This is a genomic window from Mesorhizobium sp. WSM4840, assembly GCF_055811755.1.
The window spans coordinates 129,954-146,414 of sequence record NZ_JBVVQD010000007.1; the positions used below are offsets into that span (position 1 = coordinate 129,954).

15 protein-coding genes and 2 pseudogenes are annotated in these 16,461 nt (G+C 63.2%); 10 read left to right on the forward strand and 7 right to left on the reverse strand.

Annotation, left to right across the window (positions count from 1 at the left end; translation table 11 throughout):
- Positions 1-121 precede the first annotated feature (121 nt).
- Both AC0L3I_RS12425 and AC0L3I_RS12430 read left to right on the forward strand, forming a co-directional pair.
- Positions 122-1,060, forward strand: a complete 939-nt coding sequence (locus AC0L3I_RS12425) for a LysR family transcriptional regulator (protein ID WP_473527066.1) — start codon at positions 122-124, stop codon at positions 1,058-1,060.
- A 124-nt stretch (positions 1,061-1,184) separates the two neighbouring features.
- The gene (locus AC0L3I_RS12430; RefSeq protein ID WP_473488502.1) at positions 1,185-1,715 is read left to right on the forward strand and encodes a dihydrofolate reductase family protein; all 531 of its coding nucleotides are present in this window, start codon (positions 1,185-1,187) and stop codon (positions 1,713-1,715) included.
- A gap of 32 nt (positions 1,716-1,747) precedes the next feature.
- Here the strand turns inward: AC0L3I_RS12430 and AC0L3I_RS12435 are convergent, their stop codons facing one another.
- A complete protein-coding gene (locus AC0L3I_RS12435) occupies positions 1,748-2,152 on the reverse strand; it encodes an alpha/beta fold hydrolase (protein WP_473527067.1) in 405 nt (134 codons plus the stop codon).
- Between the two features lie 177 nt (positions 2,153-2,329).
- On the reverse strand, positions 2,330-2,575 hold the full coding sequence (locus AC0L3I_RS12440) for a DUF1127 domain-containing protein (protein ID WP_473527068.1): 246 nt from the start codon (positions 2,573-2,575) through the stop codon (positions 2,330-2,332).
- 135 nt (positions 2,576-2,710) lie between these two features.
- Between AC0L3I_RS12440 and AC0L3I_RS12445 the strand changes: the two are divergent.
- A pseudogene (locus AC0L3I_RS12445) lies at positions 2,711-4,218 on the forward strand (winged helix-turn-helix domain-containing tetratricopeptide repeat protein).
- Between the two features lie 45 nt (positions 4,219-4,263).
- Here AC0L3I_RS12445 and AC0L3I_RS12450 read toward each other — a convergent pair.
- Positions 4,264-4,656 carry a GFA family protein gene (locus tag AC0L3I_RS12450; protein ID WP_473527069.1) on the reverse strand — a complete coding sequence of 131 codons (393 nt, stop codon included), beginning with the start codon at positions 4,654-4,656 and terminating at the stop codon, positions 4,264-4,266.
- A gap of 234 nt (positions 4,657-4,890) precedes the next feature.
- On the opposite strand from AC0L3I_RS12450, the pseudogene AC0L3I_RS12455 reads away from it, so the two are divergent.
- Together AC0L3I_RS12455 and AC0L3I_RS12460 are read left to right on the forward strand one after the other, a co-directional pair.
- Positions 4,891-5,064, forward strand: a pseudogene (locus AC0L3I_RS12455) (winged helix-turn-helix domain-containing protein); the annotation flags it as partial.
- A gap of 425 nt (positions 5,065-5,489) precedes the next feature.
- The gene (locus AC0L3I_RS12460) at positions 5,490-6,179 is read left to right on the forward strand and encodes an SRPBCC family protein (protein WP_473527070.1); all 690 of its coding nucleotides are present in this window, start codon (positions 5,490-5,492) and stop codon (positions 6,177-6,179) included.
- A gap of 417 nt (positions 6,180-6,596) precedes the next feature.
- On the opposite strand, the gene AC0L3I_RS12465 is transcribed toward AC0L3I_RS12460, so the two are convergent.
- Positions 6,597-6,971: a YbhB/YbcL family Raf kinase inhibitor-like protein gene (locus tag AC0L3I_RS12465; RefSeq protein WP_473527071.1), complete on the reverse strand. Its 375-nt coding sequence runs from the start codon at positions 6,969-6,971 to the stop codon at positions 6,597-6,599.
- 264 nt (positions 6,972-7,235) lie between these two features.
- Between AC0L3I_RS12465 and AC0L3I_RS12470 the strand changes: the two genes are divergently transcribed.
- Entirely contained in the window at positions 7,236-7,907 is a 672-nt protein-coding gene (locus AC0L3I_RS12470; RefSeq protein ID WP_473488510.1) for a hypothetical protein, read from the forward strand.
- 89 nt (positions 7,908-7,996) lie between these two features.
- On the opposite strand, the gene AC0L3I_RS12475 is transcribed toward AC0L3I_RS12470, so the two are convergent.
- Positions 7,997-8,824 carry a nucleoside phosphorylase gene (locus tag AC0L3I_RS12475; RefSeq protein ID WP_473488511.1) on the reverse strand — a complete coding sequence of 276 codons (828 nt, stop codon included), beginning with the start codon at positions 8,822-8,824 and terminating at the stop codon, positions 7,997-7,999.
- A 23-nt stretch (positions 8,825-8,847) separates the two neighbouring features.
- Positions 8,848-9,516 carry an ArsR/SmtB family transcription factor gene (locus AC0L3I_RS12480; RefSeq protein WP_473527072.1) on the reverse strand — a complete coding sequence of 223 codons (669 nt, stop codon included), beginning with the start codon at positions 9,514-9,516 and terminating at the stop codon, positions 8,848-8,850.
- Between the two features lie 37 nt (positions 9,517-9,553).
- Here AC0L3I_RS12480 and AC0L3I_RS12485 point away from each other — a divergent pair, with 37 nt between their 5' ends.
- The 4 genes from AC0L3I_RS12485 (at position 9,554) to AC0L3I_RS12500 (ending at position 13,470) form a co-directional block, all read left to right on the forward strand.
- Positions 9,554-10,330 carry an MBL fold metallo-hydrolase gene (locus AC0L3I_RS12485; RefSeq protein WP_473488513.1) on the forward strand — a complete coding sequence of 259 codons (777 nt, stop codon included), beginning with the start codon at positions 9,554-9,556 and terminating at the stop codon, positions 10,328-10,330.
- 3 nt (positions 10,331-10,333) lie between these two features.
- The gene (locus AC0L3I_RS12490; protein WP_473488514.1) at positions 10,334-11,611 is read left to right on the forward strand and encodes an MFS transporter; all 1,278 of its coding nucleotides are present in this window, start codon (positions 10,334-10,336) and stop codon (positions 11,609-11,611) included.
- Between the two features lie 190 nt (positions 11,612-11,801).
- Positions 11,802-12,299, forward strand: coding sequence for an EF-hand domain-containing protein (locus tag AC0L3I_RS12495; RefSeq protein ID WP_473488515.1), 498 nt, complete (start codon positions 11,802-11,804; stop codon positions 12,297-12,299).
- A gap of 49 nt (positions 12,300-12,348) precedes the next feature.
- Positions 12,349-13,470 (forward strand): cysteine desulfurase family protein, encoded by a 1,122-nt coding sequence (locus tag AC0L3I_RS12500; RefSeq protein ID WP_473488516.1) that lies wholly within the window; start codon positions 12,349-12,351, stop codon positions 13,468-13,470.
- Here AC0L3I_RS12500 and secDF read toward each other — a convergent pair.
- Entirely contained in the window at positions 13,465-16,020 is a 2,556-nt protein-coding gene (gene secDF, locus AC0L3I_RS12505; RefSeq protein ID WP_473488517.1) for a protein translocase subunit SecDF, read from the reverse strand. The genes AC0L3I_RS12500 and secDF overlap by 6 nt on opposite strands.
- Positions 16,021-16,461 lie beyond the last annotated feature (441 nt).

Below are 16,461 nucleotides of genomic sequence, written 5' to 3' on the forward strand. Positions count from 1 at the left end.
AGCGGACCGGCAGCGGGCCGGAGCCGGGGTATCTCCGAGTTGAAACAAGCAGGAGATAGGGCAATCGCATTGCGCGCATTAGCCGTTGAAATCGGCATGCGATGATGCAAAATTCCCATCAATGCCCCGCCCGTCGCTCAACGATCTCACCGCCTTCGTGGCCGTTGCCACACACCGCAGCTTCCGCCGCGCAGCGGACGAGATCGGCACGGCACCTTCCACATTGAGCCATGCGATGCGTGCGCTCGAGGAACGCATGGGCGTGCGCCTTTTGAACCGCACCACACGCAGCGTCTCACCGACAGAAGCCGGGTTCCGGTTGCTCGACCGCCTTCAGCCGGCGCTCGCCTCGCTGGACGAGGCGCTCGACAGCGTCGCGGGGTTCCGGGGCAATGTCGCGGGCACGGTCCGCATCAACGCACCGCGATTGGTGGCCGGGCTTCTCGTTCGCTGGGTTCTTCCGCAGATGGCGGAGCGCCATCCGGACGTGACCGTGGACATCGTCGTCGAGGGGCGGCTCATCGACATCGTGTCCAGCGGGTTCGATGCCGGCGTGCGCCTCCTCGGATCTGTCCCCAAGGACATGATCGCCGTGCCGTTTGCACGCCCGTTGACGTTCATCTGTGTCGCCTCGCCCGCCTATCTCGATCGCTTCGGCGACCCGGGAACGCCCGAGGAATTGCAACGCCACCGTTGCATCGGCCATCGTATGCCCAGCGGCAAATTCTATCGATGGGAGTTCGAACGCGCCGGCCAGGAACTCGTGATCGACGCAAACGGCTCCATCGTCCTCGATGACGAGGAACTGATGGTCGAAGCCGCAATAGAGGGTCTGGGCGTCGCCTATGTGGCGGATTGGGCCGCCGAAGCGGCCATATCCAATGGCCGGCTGCGTAAGGTCCTGACCGCATGGATGCCCGCTCCGGAAGGGGTCGCGCTCTACTATCCCGGACATCGAGCCGTGCCGCCGGCACTGCGGGCTTTTCTCGATGTCGTGAAGGGACTTGCGAAAGAAAGAACCTTAACTGGATCAAAGAAGCAGCAATCCGGGCAATCGTAGTGCAGAAGGAGATCCGGCATGATTTCTCGCTTCTGTCGATCGCCATCAGTCGATCTAGCTTACAACCGATTGCATAACGCAGTCAGAACCGCGCGGATGTGCCGCGTGAGGAAAGGAGGCGGGTATGGCTAAGCTCGTTTTCGGAATGAACCAGTCCCTGGACGGCTACGTCGACCATATGGCGTTTGCGCCAGGCCCCACGCTCTTCCGCCACTTCATCGAGGAGGCTCAGAGGCAGGCGGGCAGTGTGTACGGTCGCAAAATGTATGAGGTCATGCGTTACTGGGACGACGATCATCCTGAATGGGATGCAGAGCGACACGCCTTCGCGGCGGCGTGGCGGAACCAGCCGAAATGGGTCGTTTCGCGCTCGTTGAAGTCGGTTGGCCCCAACGCCACGCTTGTTGGGGATGATCTTGAAGGCGCGATCCGCGAGCTGAAGGCCGAGCGCGACGGGGAGATCGAAGTTGCTGGCCCGGACTTGGCGCGAAGCCTCACCGAACTTGGCCTGATCGATGAGTATCGAATCTACCTGCACCCCGTCGTGCTTGGCCACGGCAAGCCATATTTCGCCGGCCCCCGGCCGCCGCTCCGCCTTATGACCAATGATCGGATTGGCGAGGACGTTATCAGGTTGACCTACGTCCCTGCTTGATCTCGGGACTCGCCGGCCTAAAGCGACGGGAACTATGTGAGTCTCTCCTGTGTTCGCTTGATGAACTCGATCATGAGGGAGAGTGCTGGTTCGGCATGCGTCTCAAGCAGGAAATGCCCGCCGTCGAAAATATGCGCCTCCATACGCGGCAGATCCTGCATCCAGGACAGCGTTTCCGCGATATCGAAATAGGGCTCGTGACGGCCCCACAGCATAAGCGCCGGCGGTTGCCATTTTTCTAGATAACCGGCGATCGCATCGAAACGCGCGGCGTGGCTCTTATAATCGGCGATGAGCGCGCGGTGGGTCTCCATGCGGCGGGGAAGATTCATCACGTTCCAGTCCTCGACCCAGGGTTCGCCTCTGATCGTCGCGGCGACCTCCTCCGGCAGACCGCCCGTATATTGCCCGCCCGTGAATTCGAACGTCAGATGCACGGCCGCCTTCGCTTCGTTCTCTTTTGTCGGATTCGACCAGGCCGGTCTTCCTCATGGTCGCATATTTGTCAGTGTCCGCGCAGCGACCGGCGCGAGCGAGTACTGTTCCGAGATGCTTTTGGCGCACCCAAGGACGAGGATGACGGTATCGGCTTCGCGATCTTGCGGCGACGAGGATTATCGCCGCCAGAAGGGCTTGGCGATCTCTGCCTCGACCTGCCGTCTCGTCAGACCGATATCGTCGATCAAATGAGGATTGTCCTTCAACATTTGCTCAAGTTCCCAGCGAAAGCGTTTCCGCTCGTCCCAGACCGCGATAATGCTTCGCAGGGTCGTCAGGTGCCGGCGCGACATTTCCGCCGGCCGCACGGGCGTTCCCGGCCGCGCTGCCTGATGCGGGGCTGATGCAAGGATATCGTTCATAACAACCTCCATAGGTTTGAAGGTCCGGGGACCCTCGACCTGAAAGAGGCTGAATTCTGTAGGATACGAACAGCGTCGTAATTAAGCTCTCCCAAATAGTTCTCAAAACTTCCAAACCGGCTATAGATACGCCGCATGCAGGGATCGCGCTTTGCCTTTGGTCCGTTCGTGCTTGATTCCGGTGCGGGAGCGCTGCTTCGCAACGATGTCCCCGTTGCCGTTGGTTACCGCGGGCTAAAGTTGCTTGCGGCACTCATTGGACGGCCCGGCGAAATCTGAGCAAAGCCGAGTTGATGGACGCGGCGTGGCCGGGCACGGCCGTCGAGGAAGGCAACCTCACGGTCCAGATCGCGTCGCTGCGGAAGCTGCTTGGTCCGGCCGCCGACGGCGGTGAATGGATCGCCACGGTTCCGCGCGTCGGCTACCGCTTCACGGGGGCCGTCGAACAGCTCGGTGGCGCGAAGCGAAAATCTTTGCCGCTGCCCGGCAAGCCATCGATAGCCGTGCTGCCCTTCGTCAATGTCAGCAACGATCCCGAGCAGGAATCCTTCGCGGATGGGTTGACCGAAGACCTGATCACCGACCTCTCCAGGATCTCCGGCCTGTTCGTCATCGCACGCAACTCGGCTCTTGCCTATAAAGGAAAGGCGATGGACGTGCGCGATATCGCACAGGACCTTGGCGTGCGCTACCTGCTGGAGGGGAGCGCACGACGCGCTGCGGGGCGCGTGCGCATCAACGCCCAGCTAGTCGACGCGGTGAGTGGCGATCATCTCTGGGCGGAACGGTTCGATCGCAGCCTGGAAGATATTTTTTCCGTTCAGGACGAGGTCACCGGCAAGATCGTGGAGGCGTTGCTCGGCAGGCTGCGCGCACCGCCGCCGCGCAATCGGCCCAAAAATCTCGAGGCTTACGATCTCTGCGTGCGGGCGCGCAAGCTGATGGATGATTCGCCGCAGACGGCGCGCGAGGCGCATCTGATGCTCACCCGTGCGGTTTCGCTCGATCCGGAATATGCCGAGGCCTATCGCTGGCTCGCCATGAACCACTGGATGGGATGGGTGCATTCCGGCGGACCAACCGAAACGTCCCGTAGCGTTGCTTTGGAACTGGCGCGCAAAGCCGTGGCGATCGACCCCAACGATGCCGGCTGCCGCTGGGTTTTGGCTTACCTGCTTTCCTATGAGCGCAGCTTCGCCGAGGCGGATGCGGAATTCGCCAAGGCGATCGAGCTCGACCCGAACGAGGCCGATGCCTGGGCGGCATTATCCGACATCGCGGTCCTGGCCGGACGGGTCGAGGAAGGCCTTGAGCACATTCGCAAGGCGTTCCGGCTGAACCCGTTTCCGGCAAGTTGGTACTATCTGACACTCGGTCAGGCGCAATATGCGGCCGGCGAATACGAAGCCGCTGTCGAAACACTGCGCAGGGAAGAGACTTATCGTACAAGCTCACGCCGCTTCCTGGCGGCAAGCCTTGCCCAACTGGGCCGGCTCGACGAGGCGCGCGCAGAGGCCGAACTGTTCCTCGTCGGCAACCCGCATTTCACCACGCGCCACTGGGCCACGACGGAGCCATTCCGCGACGCGGCGACTCTCGAGCATTTCGTTGATGGCTTCCGCAGGGCCGGTCTTCCGGAGTGACGTTGCCGGCGTGACCTCCCAAACGCTTTCGCACCGTTCGTGCGACTATTCCTCAAAGCGACTCGTTGCGTCACGATCGCGCTCGTATCGTCTCGTGAGCGGAAACGGCGGCAACCAGGACTCGCGACGGATGATCCAGCTTTCGTAGCTTGGCATCAGTTGGTCAGGGGCGTCCAAGGATCCTAGGTTCACTTCGACTTCGTCTGCGGTACGTCCGAAAACGGTCGAGCCGCAGCGGGGACAGAAAAACCGCCCGGCGTAGTCGCGCGTCTCGCCTTCGATCGTCACCGCACCCTGGGGAAACACTGCGGAAGCGTGAAAAAGCGCCCCATGATGCTTGCGGCAGTCGAGACAATGACAAATGCCGACCCGGTATGGGAGTCCCGACGCCACAATTCGGACGTTGCCGCACAGGCAACCGCCAGTGAATCGGTCCATGCTGCATCTCCTCCAAAATCAAGCGGTCGCAATGGCTACAACGAACGGCACTGTCATTGCAATTGCCCGGCTGCGGGCGGGGGGATGCGTTCGGTAGTGGCGACAGATAGGTCGCTCGCTGCAGCCGCATGCCGTTTGGGAGCGTCGGCTTTTCGGGACGAAACGATCCTTTCGCTATTGACAAATATACTCGTCAACAGCTTTGACAGGAAAGCTTGTCAATGTGAGGGCTGCATGCTCGATATCGAAGTCATAGATCGCCCGAGCGCGGCCGCCGCCGCGTTGGAGCCCGTTCGGAGTCAGCTCCTCTCGGAACTGCGGGAGCCCGCCTCGGCCGCCACCCTCGCCACACGCCTCGGCCTCAAGCGGCAGAAGATCAATTACCACCTGCATGCTCTGGAGGAGCACGGGCTTGTCCAAGTTGCAGACACGCGGAAGTGGGGTGGCCTGACGGAGCGGCTCATGGTGGCGAGCGCCACAAGCTATGTCGTCTCGACGAGCGCACTGGGTCCCGTCGGCGCCGATCCGGACCGCACCCCGGACCGCCTGTCGGCGAGCTACCTCATCGCGCTCGGCGCTCGGCTGGTGCGGGAGATCGGGGCCCTCCAACGCGCCGCAACGGATGCCGGCAAACGCCTGGCGACCTTGGCGATCGACACCGAAATCCGCTTCCGCTCCGCCGCCGACCGCGCCTCGTTCACGCGTGATTTGACCGAGGCCATCACCACGCTCGCGGCACGCTATCACGACGATACTGCGCCGCAGGGACGGTCCCATCGCCTTGTCGTGACGGCGCATCCTTCACCAGCCAATCCGCAAGGAAAGGACGTTCAATGCCAGCAAAAAAAGACACGGCCGGCAATCGCTCGGTCGAGGCGCAAGTGGATGTCCCCGGTACACCGGAGGACGTCTGGAACGCGATCGCAACGGGACCTGGAATATCTCAATGGTTCGTGCCGAGCGAACTCGAAGGCCGCATCGGAGGAACCGCCGTTTCGCATTTCGCTGCCGATGGAAGCATGGATGCGGTCGCCACCATCGCAGCTTGGGAGCCGCCCAAGCGGTTTGTCGCAGAAGCACCGGGTGAGCCGGGAACGGTAGCGACGGAATGGACCGTTGAGGCAAAATCCGGTGGGCTTTGCACCGTTCGCGTGGTCCATCGTTGGTTCGCGACTTCTGATGATTGGGACGACCAGTTCGAGGGCCACAGCCATGGATGGATCGCTTTCTTCCGCCTGCTCCGCCTCTACCTCACGCATTTTCCCGGGCAGCACGGCTCGGCCTTTCAGCTCTTGGTCCCGTCCTCTGAACCTTTAGCCGATGCATGGCGAAAGCTGGTTGAACCCTTGGGCCTGGCGTCCCGAACTGGTGGTGCGGCTGGACCAGCCAGCGCCGGGCTTCGCGCACCTCTTCGCCTTGCCGATGGGTGGGATGACATTCCTGTCCGTGCGGTTTTTCCTCTTTGGCGACGATGCAGCGAGCATTGCAAAACGGGAGGAGCCAAGGTGGCGAACCTGGCTTGAAAAACATTTCCCAACTTCCGCGGAGTAGGAGCCGGTCACGCAACCGTCTGGTCTACGCGCAATATAGGAGCGCGCGGTTTTCAATCTCCCCCGCGTTCTCAATCTCCCGCGTTCTCAATCTCCATTGCGAGGCGTTTTGCCTAGGGCAAAGGGCTGAGCCTCGTGCTCGACCGCGGTTGCTCTCAGTCCGTCCCCCCCCAAACCGCTGCGCACTTTTGGGCGACATGCATTTAGGCCGCCTTCGGTTGGGTACAGGCTAAAGTGGACTTACGTGGGCGGGAGCCAGCCGCCACGTTTCATTGGCGTCGCTGCAGCCGCTAATCAGGGGGCTCGAGCGCCCTATGGTTAGCGTCGCGCACGCATGCAGCAGTCACGAATTTTGCCCGACGACGCCGGCAACTGACGCCGCCGCCAGCATCATCCCGGTCGCTCGTAGCGGGCGTGGAGCTCCGCCTGGTCCAGCACGTGCCCTTTGATCGCGCGCTCGAACGTCTTCCAGTCGAGTCCAGGCTCCAGATCCATGGTGCGGTCAAGCGCGAAAAGCCGAATGCGGTAGCGATAGGTGCGGCCAACGGTGCCCGATGGCCCGTCATAGCCGATATTGCCCAGTCCGTTGCTGCCTTGCAGCACGTGCATCGGCTCCTCTGGCTCGCGTGCATGCTTGAAACCGCTGGGCAGATCTTCGGCGTCCGCCGGAATCTTATAGACGAGCCAATGGACCCACGGCTCGTGCGTGGCTGGCGTCACCCCCTCAAAAAGGAGCGCGAGCTCGCGCGTATACGCCCTGACCAAACATCTATCCGCATGGTGACAGCCTCCACTGTCTCCGGGTTTTCCGGTCCAACGCATCGCTCCCTACCCGCATGGTGACAGCCTCCACTGTCTCCGGGTTTTCCGGTCCAACGCATTCTCAGCCACGCAAGTTCCGGTCTTCACCTCGCGCGCTGGCTTGTGTGCGGCGGGTGCTGCAGGTTGTTGTTCCGGGCCGGGAGCTCGGAACTGCCAGCGGCGGCAGGCGTTTCGCCTAGAACAGGCGGAGCTGTGCGGACCTCGAACATGGCGCGAAAACCGGCAAGAGAGCAGATCGTGGCAGCGTTGCTCGACCGCTCGGGCCGCACCTACTGCTCGGAACTGGGAATCGATATCCAGAAAAACACGCCTTCACCGCTCTTCCGCTGGCTCTGCGCATCAATTCTCTTCAGCACCCGCATCAGCGCGAAGCTTGCACTCATGGCGGCGAAAGCTCTGTCCGATCAGGGCTGGACCACCCCGCGCAGAATGGCGGAGGCGACCTGGGCCGATCGGACGCGCGTGCTGAACCATGCAGGGTACGCCCGCTACGACGAGAGCACGTCGCGGATGCTGGGCGACACCGCGCACCTGCTTCTGAGCAAATACGGCGGCGACCTTCGGGCGTTGCGCGGGCTCGCGCGAAACGATCCGGCGACGGAACGACAACTGCTGAAGGAATTCAAAGGTATCGGTGATGTGGGGGCCGACATCTTCTGCCGCGAGGTGCAGGTCGCGTGGCCCGAGCTTTATCCTTATGCCGACACGAAGGCGCTTGCTGCAGCGGTGCAACTGGGGTTGGGAAACGATGCTCGCGCTCTGGCGGGGCTGGTCGATCGGCGTGACTTCCCGCGTCTCTTGGCGGCACTGATCAGGACAAGCCTCGGCAAGGATTACGAGGGAGTGATCGAGGCCGCCTTGGCACGGCCGACGGTATGACCATGCCGACCGGGACCGGCGGATAGATGTTTGGTCAGGGCGTATACGCCTCAGAAGGATGGTCGCTGGGCTCGCTATATCCCGCTTGCTTATGCGTGCAGTTCGGCTTCGATGGAGGACAGCCAAACCCGTGCAACTGTGGCGATGACCGTGAGCGTCGCTTTTGTTCCGTTCGCCTCGCCCTTCTCAAAATCTCCCTCGGTTTGCGCCATGGCGTTCGTCACATGCGCAAAGCACACGACGGGGTGGTGTGTTGCAGCGGCAAACGCATACAAAGCCGCGGCTTCCATCTCGACGGCGAGGGCGCCCAGATCCCGCGCAGATGCGATCGCGGTCTCGGTTTCGCGATAAGGAGCATCGGTCGTCCAGGTTGAGCCCCGGCGGGCGACAATGCCGGAAAGCCCCGACAAGGCGTCTTCAATGCGAGCGATAAGCCTCGCGTCTGGCGCCTCCGCGAAGATTGCCGGCGGCAGATAATGATAACTCGTCCCCTCGTCCCGGAGAGCGCGGTCGATCAGAACAAAGTATGGCGTGGGTCCGTTGTCGGTGATCTGGCCGGCGGATGTGATGCTGACGAGCAGCCGGCAGCCGGCCGCAAAAAGCTGCTCGGCAACGAGCACCGCAAAGGAGGCGCCCACCGCGCAGCCGATGATGCCGACCTCTCCGACGCCGTCGAGATCGAAGGCAAGAAGTTCGGTGTGGTAACACGCCCACCCCTCGTGTGCGCGGCTCTGTCCCGCAAGTTTGAGGTGCCGCACCACGTCGCCGTCGGGATCGAGGACACACACCGGAGGGACAGCGGCGAGCGGCAGTCGCTTCTGCCGGCGCGCCTCGCGCAACAGCGCCTCCGGCCGGAACACGGAAGGAGAAGCATGATCCTTGTGGTTCACGATCAGCCATGCGGGCTTCTGATCCATGGGATGCGCCCCAGTGTTCTGCTTCAGGCGGCCGTTTCGACCGGCAGGCCGGCGGCCTTCCATTCGGGATAGCCGTCCTCGAGCCGACGGACGAGATAGCCCCGCTCTCGCAAGGCGGCGACTGCTTCGAACGACAGAACGCAATAGGGGCCGCGGCAATAGGCGATCACTTCCCGATCTGCCTCTAGCTCGCCTAAGCGACGCTCCAGCTCGGCCAGCGGGATGTTGAGGGCGCCTGGAAGATGTCCGACCGCAAACTCGTCCTCTGGCCGCACGTCGAGAACCGTGACCATGCCGTCATGCAGCCTCGAGACGAGATCGTCTCGCGACACCGGTTCCATTGCATCGCGAGCGCGGAAGTAGTCGGCCATGACGCGGCCGATTTCGGCCACGTTTCGCTCGCCGACCCGGCCGAGCGCCTTGATCAGCGCCACCACCTCGGCGTCGCCGGCGAGGCTATAGAGCACGTGCTTGCCGCGGCGCTCCGTCTCGACGAGACGCGTCCGCCGCAGGATCTGCAGGTGGCGCGACGTGTTGGCGAAGCTCAGATGGGCTCGCGCGGAGAGGTCCTCGACACTGCGCACACCTTGCGCCAGGTGCTCCAGAAGCTCGAGCCGGTGCGGATGGCCGAGTGCCTGAGCCACTTCGGCAAGGCTCGTGTAGATCGCCTGTTTCGGTCCGGTGCTTGACACGGCTTCTCCTCAGTGAAACATTCAGCGGAATGATTGAATGTTTCTAGCCCTTTGCAACGAGGAGCGCAAGACCATGATCCTTCGCCAGTTCCTTCACACCGATCCGGTCGGCGTCTCCTACCTGTTCGGTTGCGGCGGCAAAGCAGCTGCGGCCGTCGTCGATCCGGCCTGCGACATCGAGTTCTACCTGCGTGCCGCCGAAGACGCCGGCATGCGCATCCATTTCGTCGTCGACACGCATGTTCATGCCGACCATCTCTCTGCCGGCCGCGCGCTCGCCGAAGCGGCGGGCGCCGCCTACGTGCTCTCGGCGGAGGCGGATGTTGCGTTCCCGTTCAAAGGCGTGCGCGACGGAGAGGTCCTCTCGCTCGGCAACGTCACCGCAACCGTCCTGCACACGCCGGGTCACACGCCGGAGCACATCTGCCTTCTCGTCAGCGACCGCACGCGTGCCGACGAGCCGTGGTTCGTGCTGACCGGCCACACGCTGATGGCCGGCGATCTCGGTCGCACCGAACTCGCCGTCAGCGCCGAGCAAGGCGCAAAGGATCTGTTTCGCAGCGCCGGTCGGCTCAAGGCTCTTCCCGATCATGTCGAGGTGCTCCCCGGCGCCTATGCTGGCTCGGTCTGCGGCCGGCGCCTGAGCGGCAAGCCGTGGTCGACCATCGGTTTCGAGAAACGCCACAACGAGGCCCTCCGGATCGAGGACGAAGCCGCGTTCATTCGCTTCATGCTCGCCGAGATTCCGCCGGCTCCGCCGGAGGCCGCGGCGCTCCGGGCCGCCAATTCCGCCCTGGCTGCGGCGGCGGCCTGAGCCATGGACGAAGCGGCATCGGTTCCAGGCAAGGCGGGTTCACCTGTCAGGCTCGGCCTCAGGGAGAACTGGCCGCAATTCGCGCTGCTCGTCGTGATCAACGCCTTTGTCGGCGGCATGGTCGGAATAGAACGAACGGTGGTGCCGCTGATCGGATCGGAGGAGTTCCATGTCACGTCGACGACGCTGATCGTCTCCTTCATCGTCAGCTTCGGCGTCGTCAAGGCGCTGGCCAATCTGGTCTCGGGCCAGCTTGCCGACGCGTGGGGCCGCAAGCGCGTGCTCGTTTTGGGATGGCTGGTCGGCCTGCCGGTGCCGTTCATGATCATCTGGGCGCCGACCTGGGAATGGGTGATTGCGGCCAACGCATTGCTCGGCGTCAACCAGGGGCTCGCCTGGTCGATGACGGTGATCATGAAAGTCGATCTCGTCGGGCCGAAGTCGCGCGGCCTTGCCGTCGGCCTCAACGAGTTCGCCGGCTATCTCGCCGTTGGGGTGACGGCGTTCCTCACTGGCTATCTCGCCTCGCAATACGGACTTCGGCCAGTGCCGATCTATCTCGGCATCGGCTATGCCGTCCTCGGTGCCGTACTGTCGATCCTGCTCGTGCGCGACACGCGCGGCCACGTTCGGCTGGAGGCCTCATCCCACGCGCAGCAGTCCGCGCCGATCAGCTTTAGGCAGGTCTTCGCGCTCACCTCGTTCGGGGATCGCAACCTGTTTGCCGCCTCGCAGGCCGGTCTCGTCAACAATCTCAACGACGGCATGAGCTGGGGCATTTTCCCGTTGTTCTTCGCGTCCTTCGGCCTCGGTGTCGAGCGCATCGGCATCCTCAAGGCGATCTATCCCGCGACATGGGGTGTCTTGCAGATCGCCACGGGTCCGTTGAGCGATCGCTGGGGGCGCAGAGGCCTGATCGTCGCCGGCATGTGGGTTCAGGCCGCCGGTCTGTTTCTCACCGCAGCGACGCGCCAGTTCGAGTGGTGGATCGTCGGCAGCCTTCTGCTCGGCCTCGGCACGGCGATGGTCTACCCGAGCTTGATCGCAGCCGTCTCCGATGCCTCGCATCCGACCTGGCGCGCCCGCTCACTCAGCGTCTACCGGTTCTGGCGGGATCTCGGCTACGCGATCGGGGCGCTCTCCGCCGGCCTCATCGCCGACAGCTTCGGGCTGTCATGGGCGATCACATCGATCGCCGCGCTGACGTTTCTCTCAGGGTTGGTCGTGGCTGTTGTGATGAGCGAGACCGAGCCCCATCCGTCCTCGAGGAGGGCAACATGACAGCGGCGGCAGATCGCTGCCCGAGCAATTGATCCGGCGCAAATTCGCCACGCCTTTGGCTTACATTGAAATTTGACCGCGACCGGCGGTTTGCCGGCAGTAGGGAAAGAGCTGAAAGCATCTCCGGCCGCAGAGCCGCCAGCGAGTTGGAACGAGCTCTGCCGAGCCCCATGAGAGGAAGGAGCATATTATGACGTTGATTGCACTGATGCGCGCGGCCACGCTCGCCGCCACTGTCGCCGCCGGTGCGACGGCTACAGCCGCCGCGCAAACAACCGCAGCCGATCCCCACGATACGACAGTCGCGCAGGCGGCGCCGTCTCCCGAGCCTGGAGGTATGGCGGGACAAGACCAAGGTGCACAGCCCGCTCAACCCGGCATGATGCCTCCCGGCATGATGGGCCAGGGCATGATGGGCCAAGGCATGGGCCGGGGCATGATGTGCCAAGGCATGGGTCAGGGCATGATGGGCGAGATGATGCAGCCCGGCATGATGGGCGCAATGCCGATGATGCGCATGCGCGGGCACATGATGAAGATCATGTTCGCCATTGCCGACACGGACGGTGACAGCGCACTTTCCTTCGAAGAGATCACCGCCATCCATAAGCGAATCTTCGACAAGGTGGACGCAAACAAGGACGGCAAAGTGACATCCGAAGAGGTTCAGGCATTCATGCGGGAATAGCCGCGCAAGCTGATCGCCGGGCGACAAACCGCGAAGGAGGCTCCCGGGCATGACATCGATCTACCTCGACTACAACGCCAGCACGCCGATCGATCCTTCGGTCACGGCTGCCATGCGGCCATATCTTGAAGAGGCTTTCGGCAATCCGTCGAGCGGCCATTGGGCGAGCATGCCGGCGAAGGCTGCGCTGGAGAAGGCCCGCTGCCAGGTTGCGGCGCTGCTCGACTGCGCACCCGACGAGATCGTGTTCACAAGTGGCGGCAGCGAGGCCAACAACCTGGCGATCAAGGGCACGTTCTTCGCCCTGCGGGACAAGGGCGAGCACATCGTCAGCACCACGGTCGAGCATCCGGCCGTTCTCGCTCCTTGCCGGTTCCTCGAGCAACAGCTCGGCGCGGCAGTGACCTATGTGCCGGTTGACAGCACGGGCCGGGTCGATCCCGAGGATGTGCGTCGTGCCATTACGCCGCGCACCATCCTGATCAGCGTCATGCACGCCAACAACGAGGTTGGCACGATCCAGCCGATCGAGGAGATCGGTGCCATTGCGCGGGAGCATGGCGTCCGGTTTCACACCGACGCTGCGCAGTCGGTCGGCAAGATTCCAACCAAGGTCGACACGCTTGGCGTCGATCTGCTGACCATCGCCGGCCACAAGCTTTACGCGCCGAAGGGTGTCGGTGCGCTCTATGTCCGAAGCGGGCTCAGGCTCGAGCCGCTGATCCATGGCGCCGGGCACGAACATGGCCGTCGCGCAGGCACCGAGAGCGCCTTGCTGGCGGTCGGCCTCGGCGCCGCCTGTGCGCTCGCCGGCGACCTGGAGCCGATGGCACGCGTCCGCGTGCTGCGTGATCGCTTTTGGGACGCGCTGCAGGAGAGTTTTGGCGACCGTGTCGCGCTCAACGGGCACCCTCAGCATCGCCTTCCCAACACGCTCAGCGTTTCATTCGTCGGCATGATCGGTGCCGAGGTGCTTTCGCGTCTCGACGGCGTCGCGGTGTCGACCGGTTCGGCCTGTCACGCCGGCCGGGTCGAGCTCTCCCCGGTGCTCACGGCCATGGGCGTGCCCGAGAAGCTCGGCATGGGCGCCGTTCGCTTCAGTCTTGGTCGAGCCACGACCAGCGCCGAAACCGACGCTGTCGTGGATCAGCTTCGAGCCGTCACATCATAAGGCCTGTCGCGCCGGCGGTTCTTTCGCCGCTGCGGTTTCCTCTGGGCTGAGGGCGCCCGGCCGGAGCTTGAACAGGATCAGCAGCGGCCCGGCGACGAAGATGGAGGAATAGGTGCCGGCGAGGATGCCGAAGATCATCGCGACCGTGAAGGACTGGATGACCTCGCCGCCCCAGATCGAAAGCGCCGCCAACGCAAACAGCGTGGTCACGCCGGTCAGGACCGTTCGCGCCAGTGTCTGGTTCATCGACAGGTCGAGCAGTTCGGCAATCGGCATCCTTTTATAGCGGCGCAGATTCTCGCGGACCCGATCATAGACAACAACCGTATCGTTGATGGAATAGCCGACGATGGTCAGGATCGCGGCTATCGAGGTCAAATTGAACTCTATGCCCGCGACGACGTAGAAGCCGACCATCAGGATCACGTCGTGGAACGTCGAAATGATGGCGCCGAGTCCGAACTGCCACTCGAACCTGATCCAGATGTAGACGAGCATCGCCAGCAGCGAGGCGAGCACGCCCATTGTGCCGTTGAACGCGAGTTCGGAGGACACTGTCGGACCGACAACCTCGATGCGGCGGAACTCGTAGTCGGTCTCGAGTGCGCTCCTCACTTTCTCAACGGCGGACTGTTCGGCAATGTCGCCGCCCCCCTGGGTGCCGATGCGGATCAGCACGTCCCGGGTCGACCCGAACTCCTGCACCTGCACCTCACCCAGTTCGAGGCCCGTCAGCCGCTCACGGATGTCGCCGATATCGGCCTGCTGGCCCTTTGCCTGCACCTCGATGCTCGAACCGCCGCGGAAGTCGATGCCGTAGTTCATGCCGACAGTGAAGAACAGCGCAGCCGAAGCGATCGACAATAGCAAGGACAGCGTGAAGGCGTACTTTCGGAATGCCATGAACGGCACCCGCGTGTCGTCGGGCACCAGGCGCATGACACCGCTGGGCATCGCTTTCGGGCGCTGCCGGCGAAGCCAGAATGCGACCAGCCAGCGCGTCAGCGTGAAGGCCGTGAACACGGTGGTGACGATGCCGATGGCGAGGGTGACGGCAAACCCCTTGATCGGCCCTGAGCCGAGGAAGAACAGGATGACGGCGGCGATCAGCGTCGTCACATTGGCATCGACGACGGTCGCCAGCGCCTGTTTGAACCCGGAATCCATCGACTGCACGATCGAGCGCCCTTGGCGGTTCTCTTCGCGGACGCGCTCGAAGATGATGACGTTGGAATCGACCGCCATGCCCATCGTCAGCACGATGCCGGCGATGCCAGGCAGCGTCAGCGTTGCCCCAAGAACCGACAGGACGGCGATGATCAGTGCGACGTTGGCCAGGAGCGCGACATTCGCGATCAGTCCCAGTCGCCCATAGGCGAACAGCATGAAGCCGACGACGAGGAACCCGGCGATGATCGACGCGAACTGGCCCGCCTCGATCGAATCGCTGCCGAGGCTCGGACCGACGGTGCGTTCCTCGACAATGGTGAGGTCGGCAGGCAGTGCGCCGGCGCGCAGCAGGACCGCAAGGTCGTTCGCGCTCTCCACCGTGAAACTGCCGGATATCTGCCCGGTGCCGCCCAGGATTGGTTCGCGGATCTGAGGCGCGGAGATCACCTCGTTGTCGAGGATGATCGCGAACAGGCGCCCGACATTGGCCTGAGTAGCCTGACCGAAGCGGGTGGCGCCGCGGCTGTCGAAGCGAAACGAGACCACCGGCTCGTTGGTGCGCTGGTCGAAGGTTGCCTGCGCGTCGACGAGGTTTTCGCCGGAGACGATGATCCGGTTCTCGATCAGATGGGGAACCCGCGGCTCGTCAGTCGAATACATCACCGTCGAGCCCGCCGGCGGGCGGCCGGAGATCGCCTCCTCGACCGGGATCGACTGGTCGACCATCTGGAAGGTCAGCTTCGCCGTCTGTCCGAGAATATCCTTCAGCCGCTGCGGATCCTGCAGGCCCGGCACCTGGACCATGATGCGCTCTGATCCCTGTCGCTGGATGATCGGCTCGGTCGTGCCGAGTTCGTTGACGCGTCGGCCAACCACCTCGATCGATTGAGTCAGCGCCGCGGCGATCCGGTAGTCGACCCCGGCTTCGGTCAGCGTAAAACGCAGCAGGCCCGGTTCCGGCTCGGCCATCTCCATCTCGGTCACCGAGCCGCTCATGAAAAGGCCGGTCGAGATCGGCTGTGTCAATCTTTCGAGTGCGGTCTTCGCAGCTTCGATCTGGCCTTGGTCGCGAATGCGGACCTGGATGGAATTGGCGGTGCCGGCAAGCCCGGTATAGCCGATCTGGGCATCGCGCAGCGATGTGCGGACCTCGTCGCGTGCCGATTCGAGGCGTTCGTTGGCGAGGTCCTGCCGATCGATCTGGAGCAGGATGTGCGAGCCGCCCTGCAGGTCTAGGCCCAGCGTCAGTTGCTGCTTTGGCAGCCAATTCGGCAGCGATGCCAGAGTGGAGGCGGGAACCAGATTGGGAGCTGCGTACAGGATACCGGCTAGGACCGTCAGCCAGATGAGAATGGTCTTCCAGCGCGAAAAATGCAGCATGTTCTTGTCCGTTCAGCCCATATCGGGCGGAAACCGCCTCCGACAAGAGCTTTGGCGTTCCGATCGGCGAGCAACTCGGCGAGAGCCCGAACGAAACGCGATGTGAAAGTTTTGGGAGTCGGGGGCCGCGGTCGCGCGGCCAGGATCATGCCGGGAGAAGCGGAGGCGCGCGCGCATCGAAGGCGCGGATCGGCGACAGTTTGGGCCGGTCTTCAGACCCTATTCCAAACGATGCGGCTGACGCGGTTTCGAGCGGCAGGCGCAAATCCGGGATTATGCAAAAGGGCTTGCCGTTTCCCGCAATGGCAGGCGTTCCCGTTTTGAAACGGGAAGTCTCAGCACCAAGGTGGCGCGCAATGCCACGGGCAATGATGATAGTCGGGTGTGTGACTGGTTTGGACGCAGCGAGCCTCATTTGCTCTTTGGCCTGTCCGACCTGGT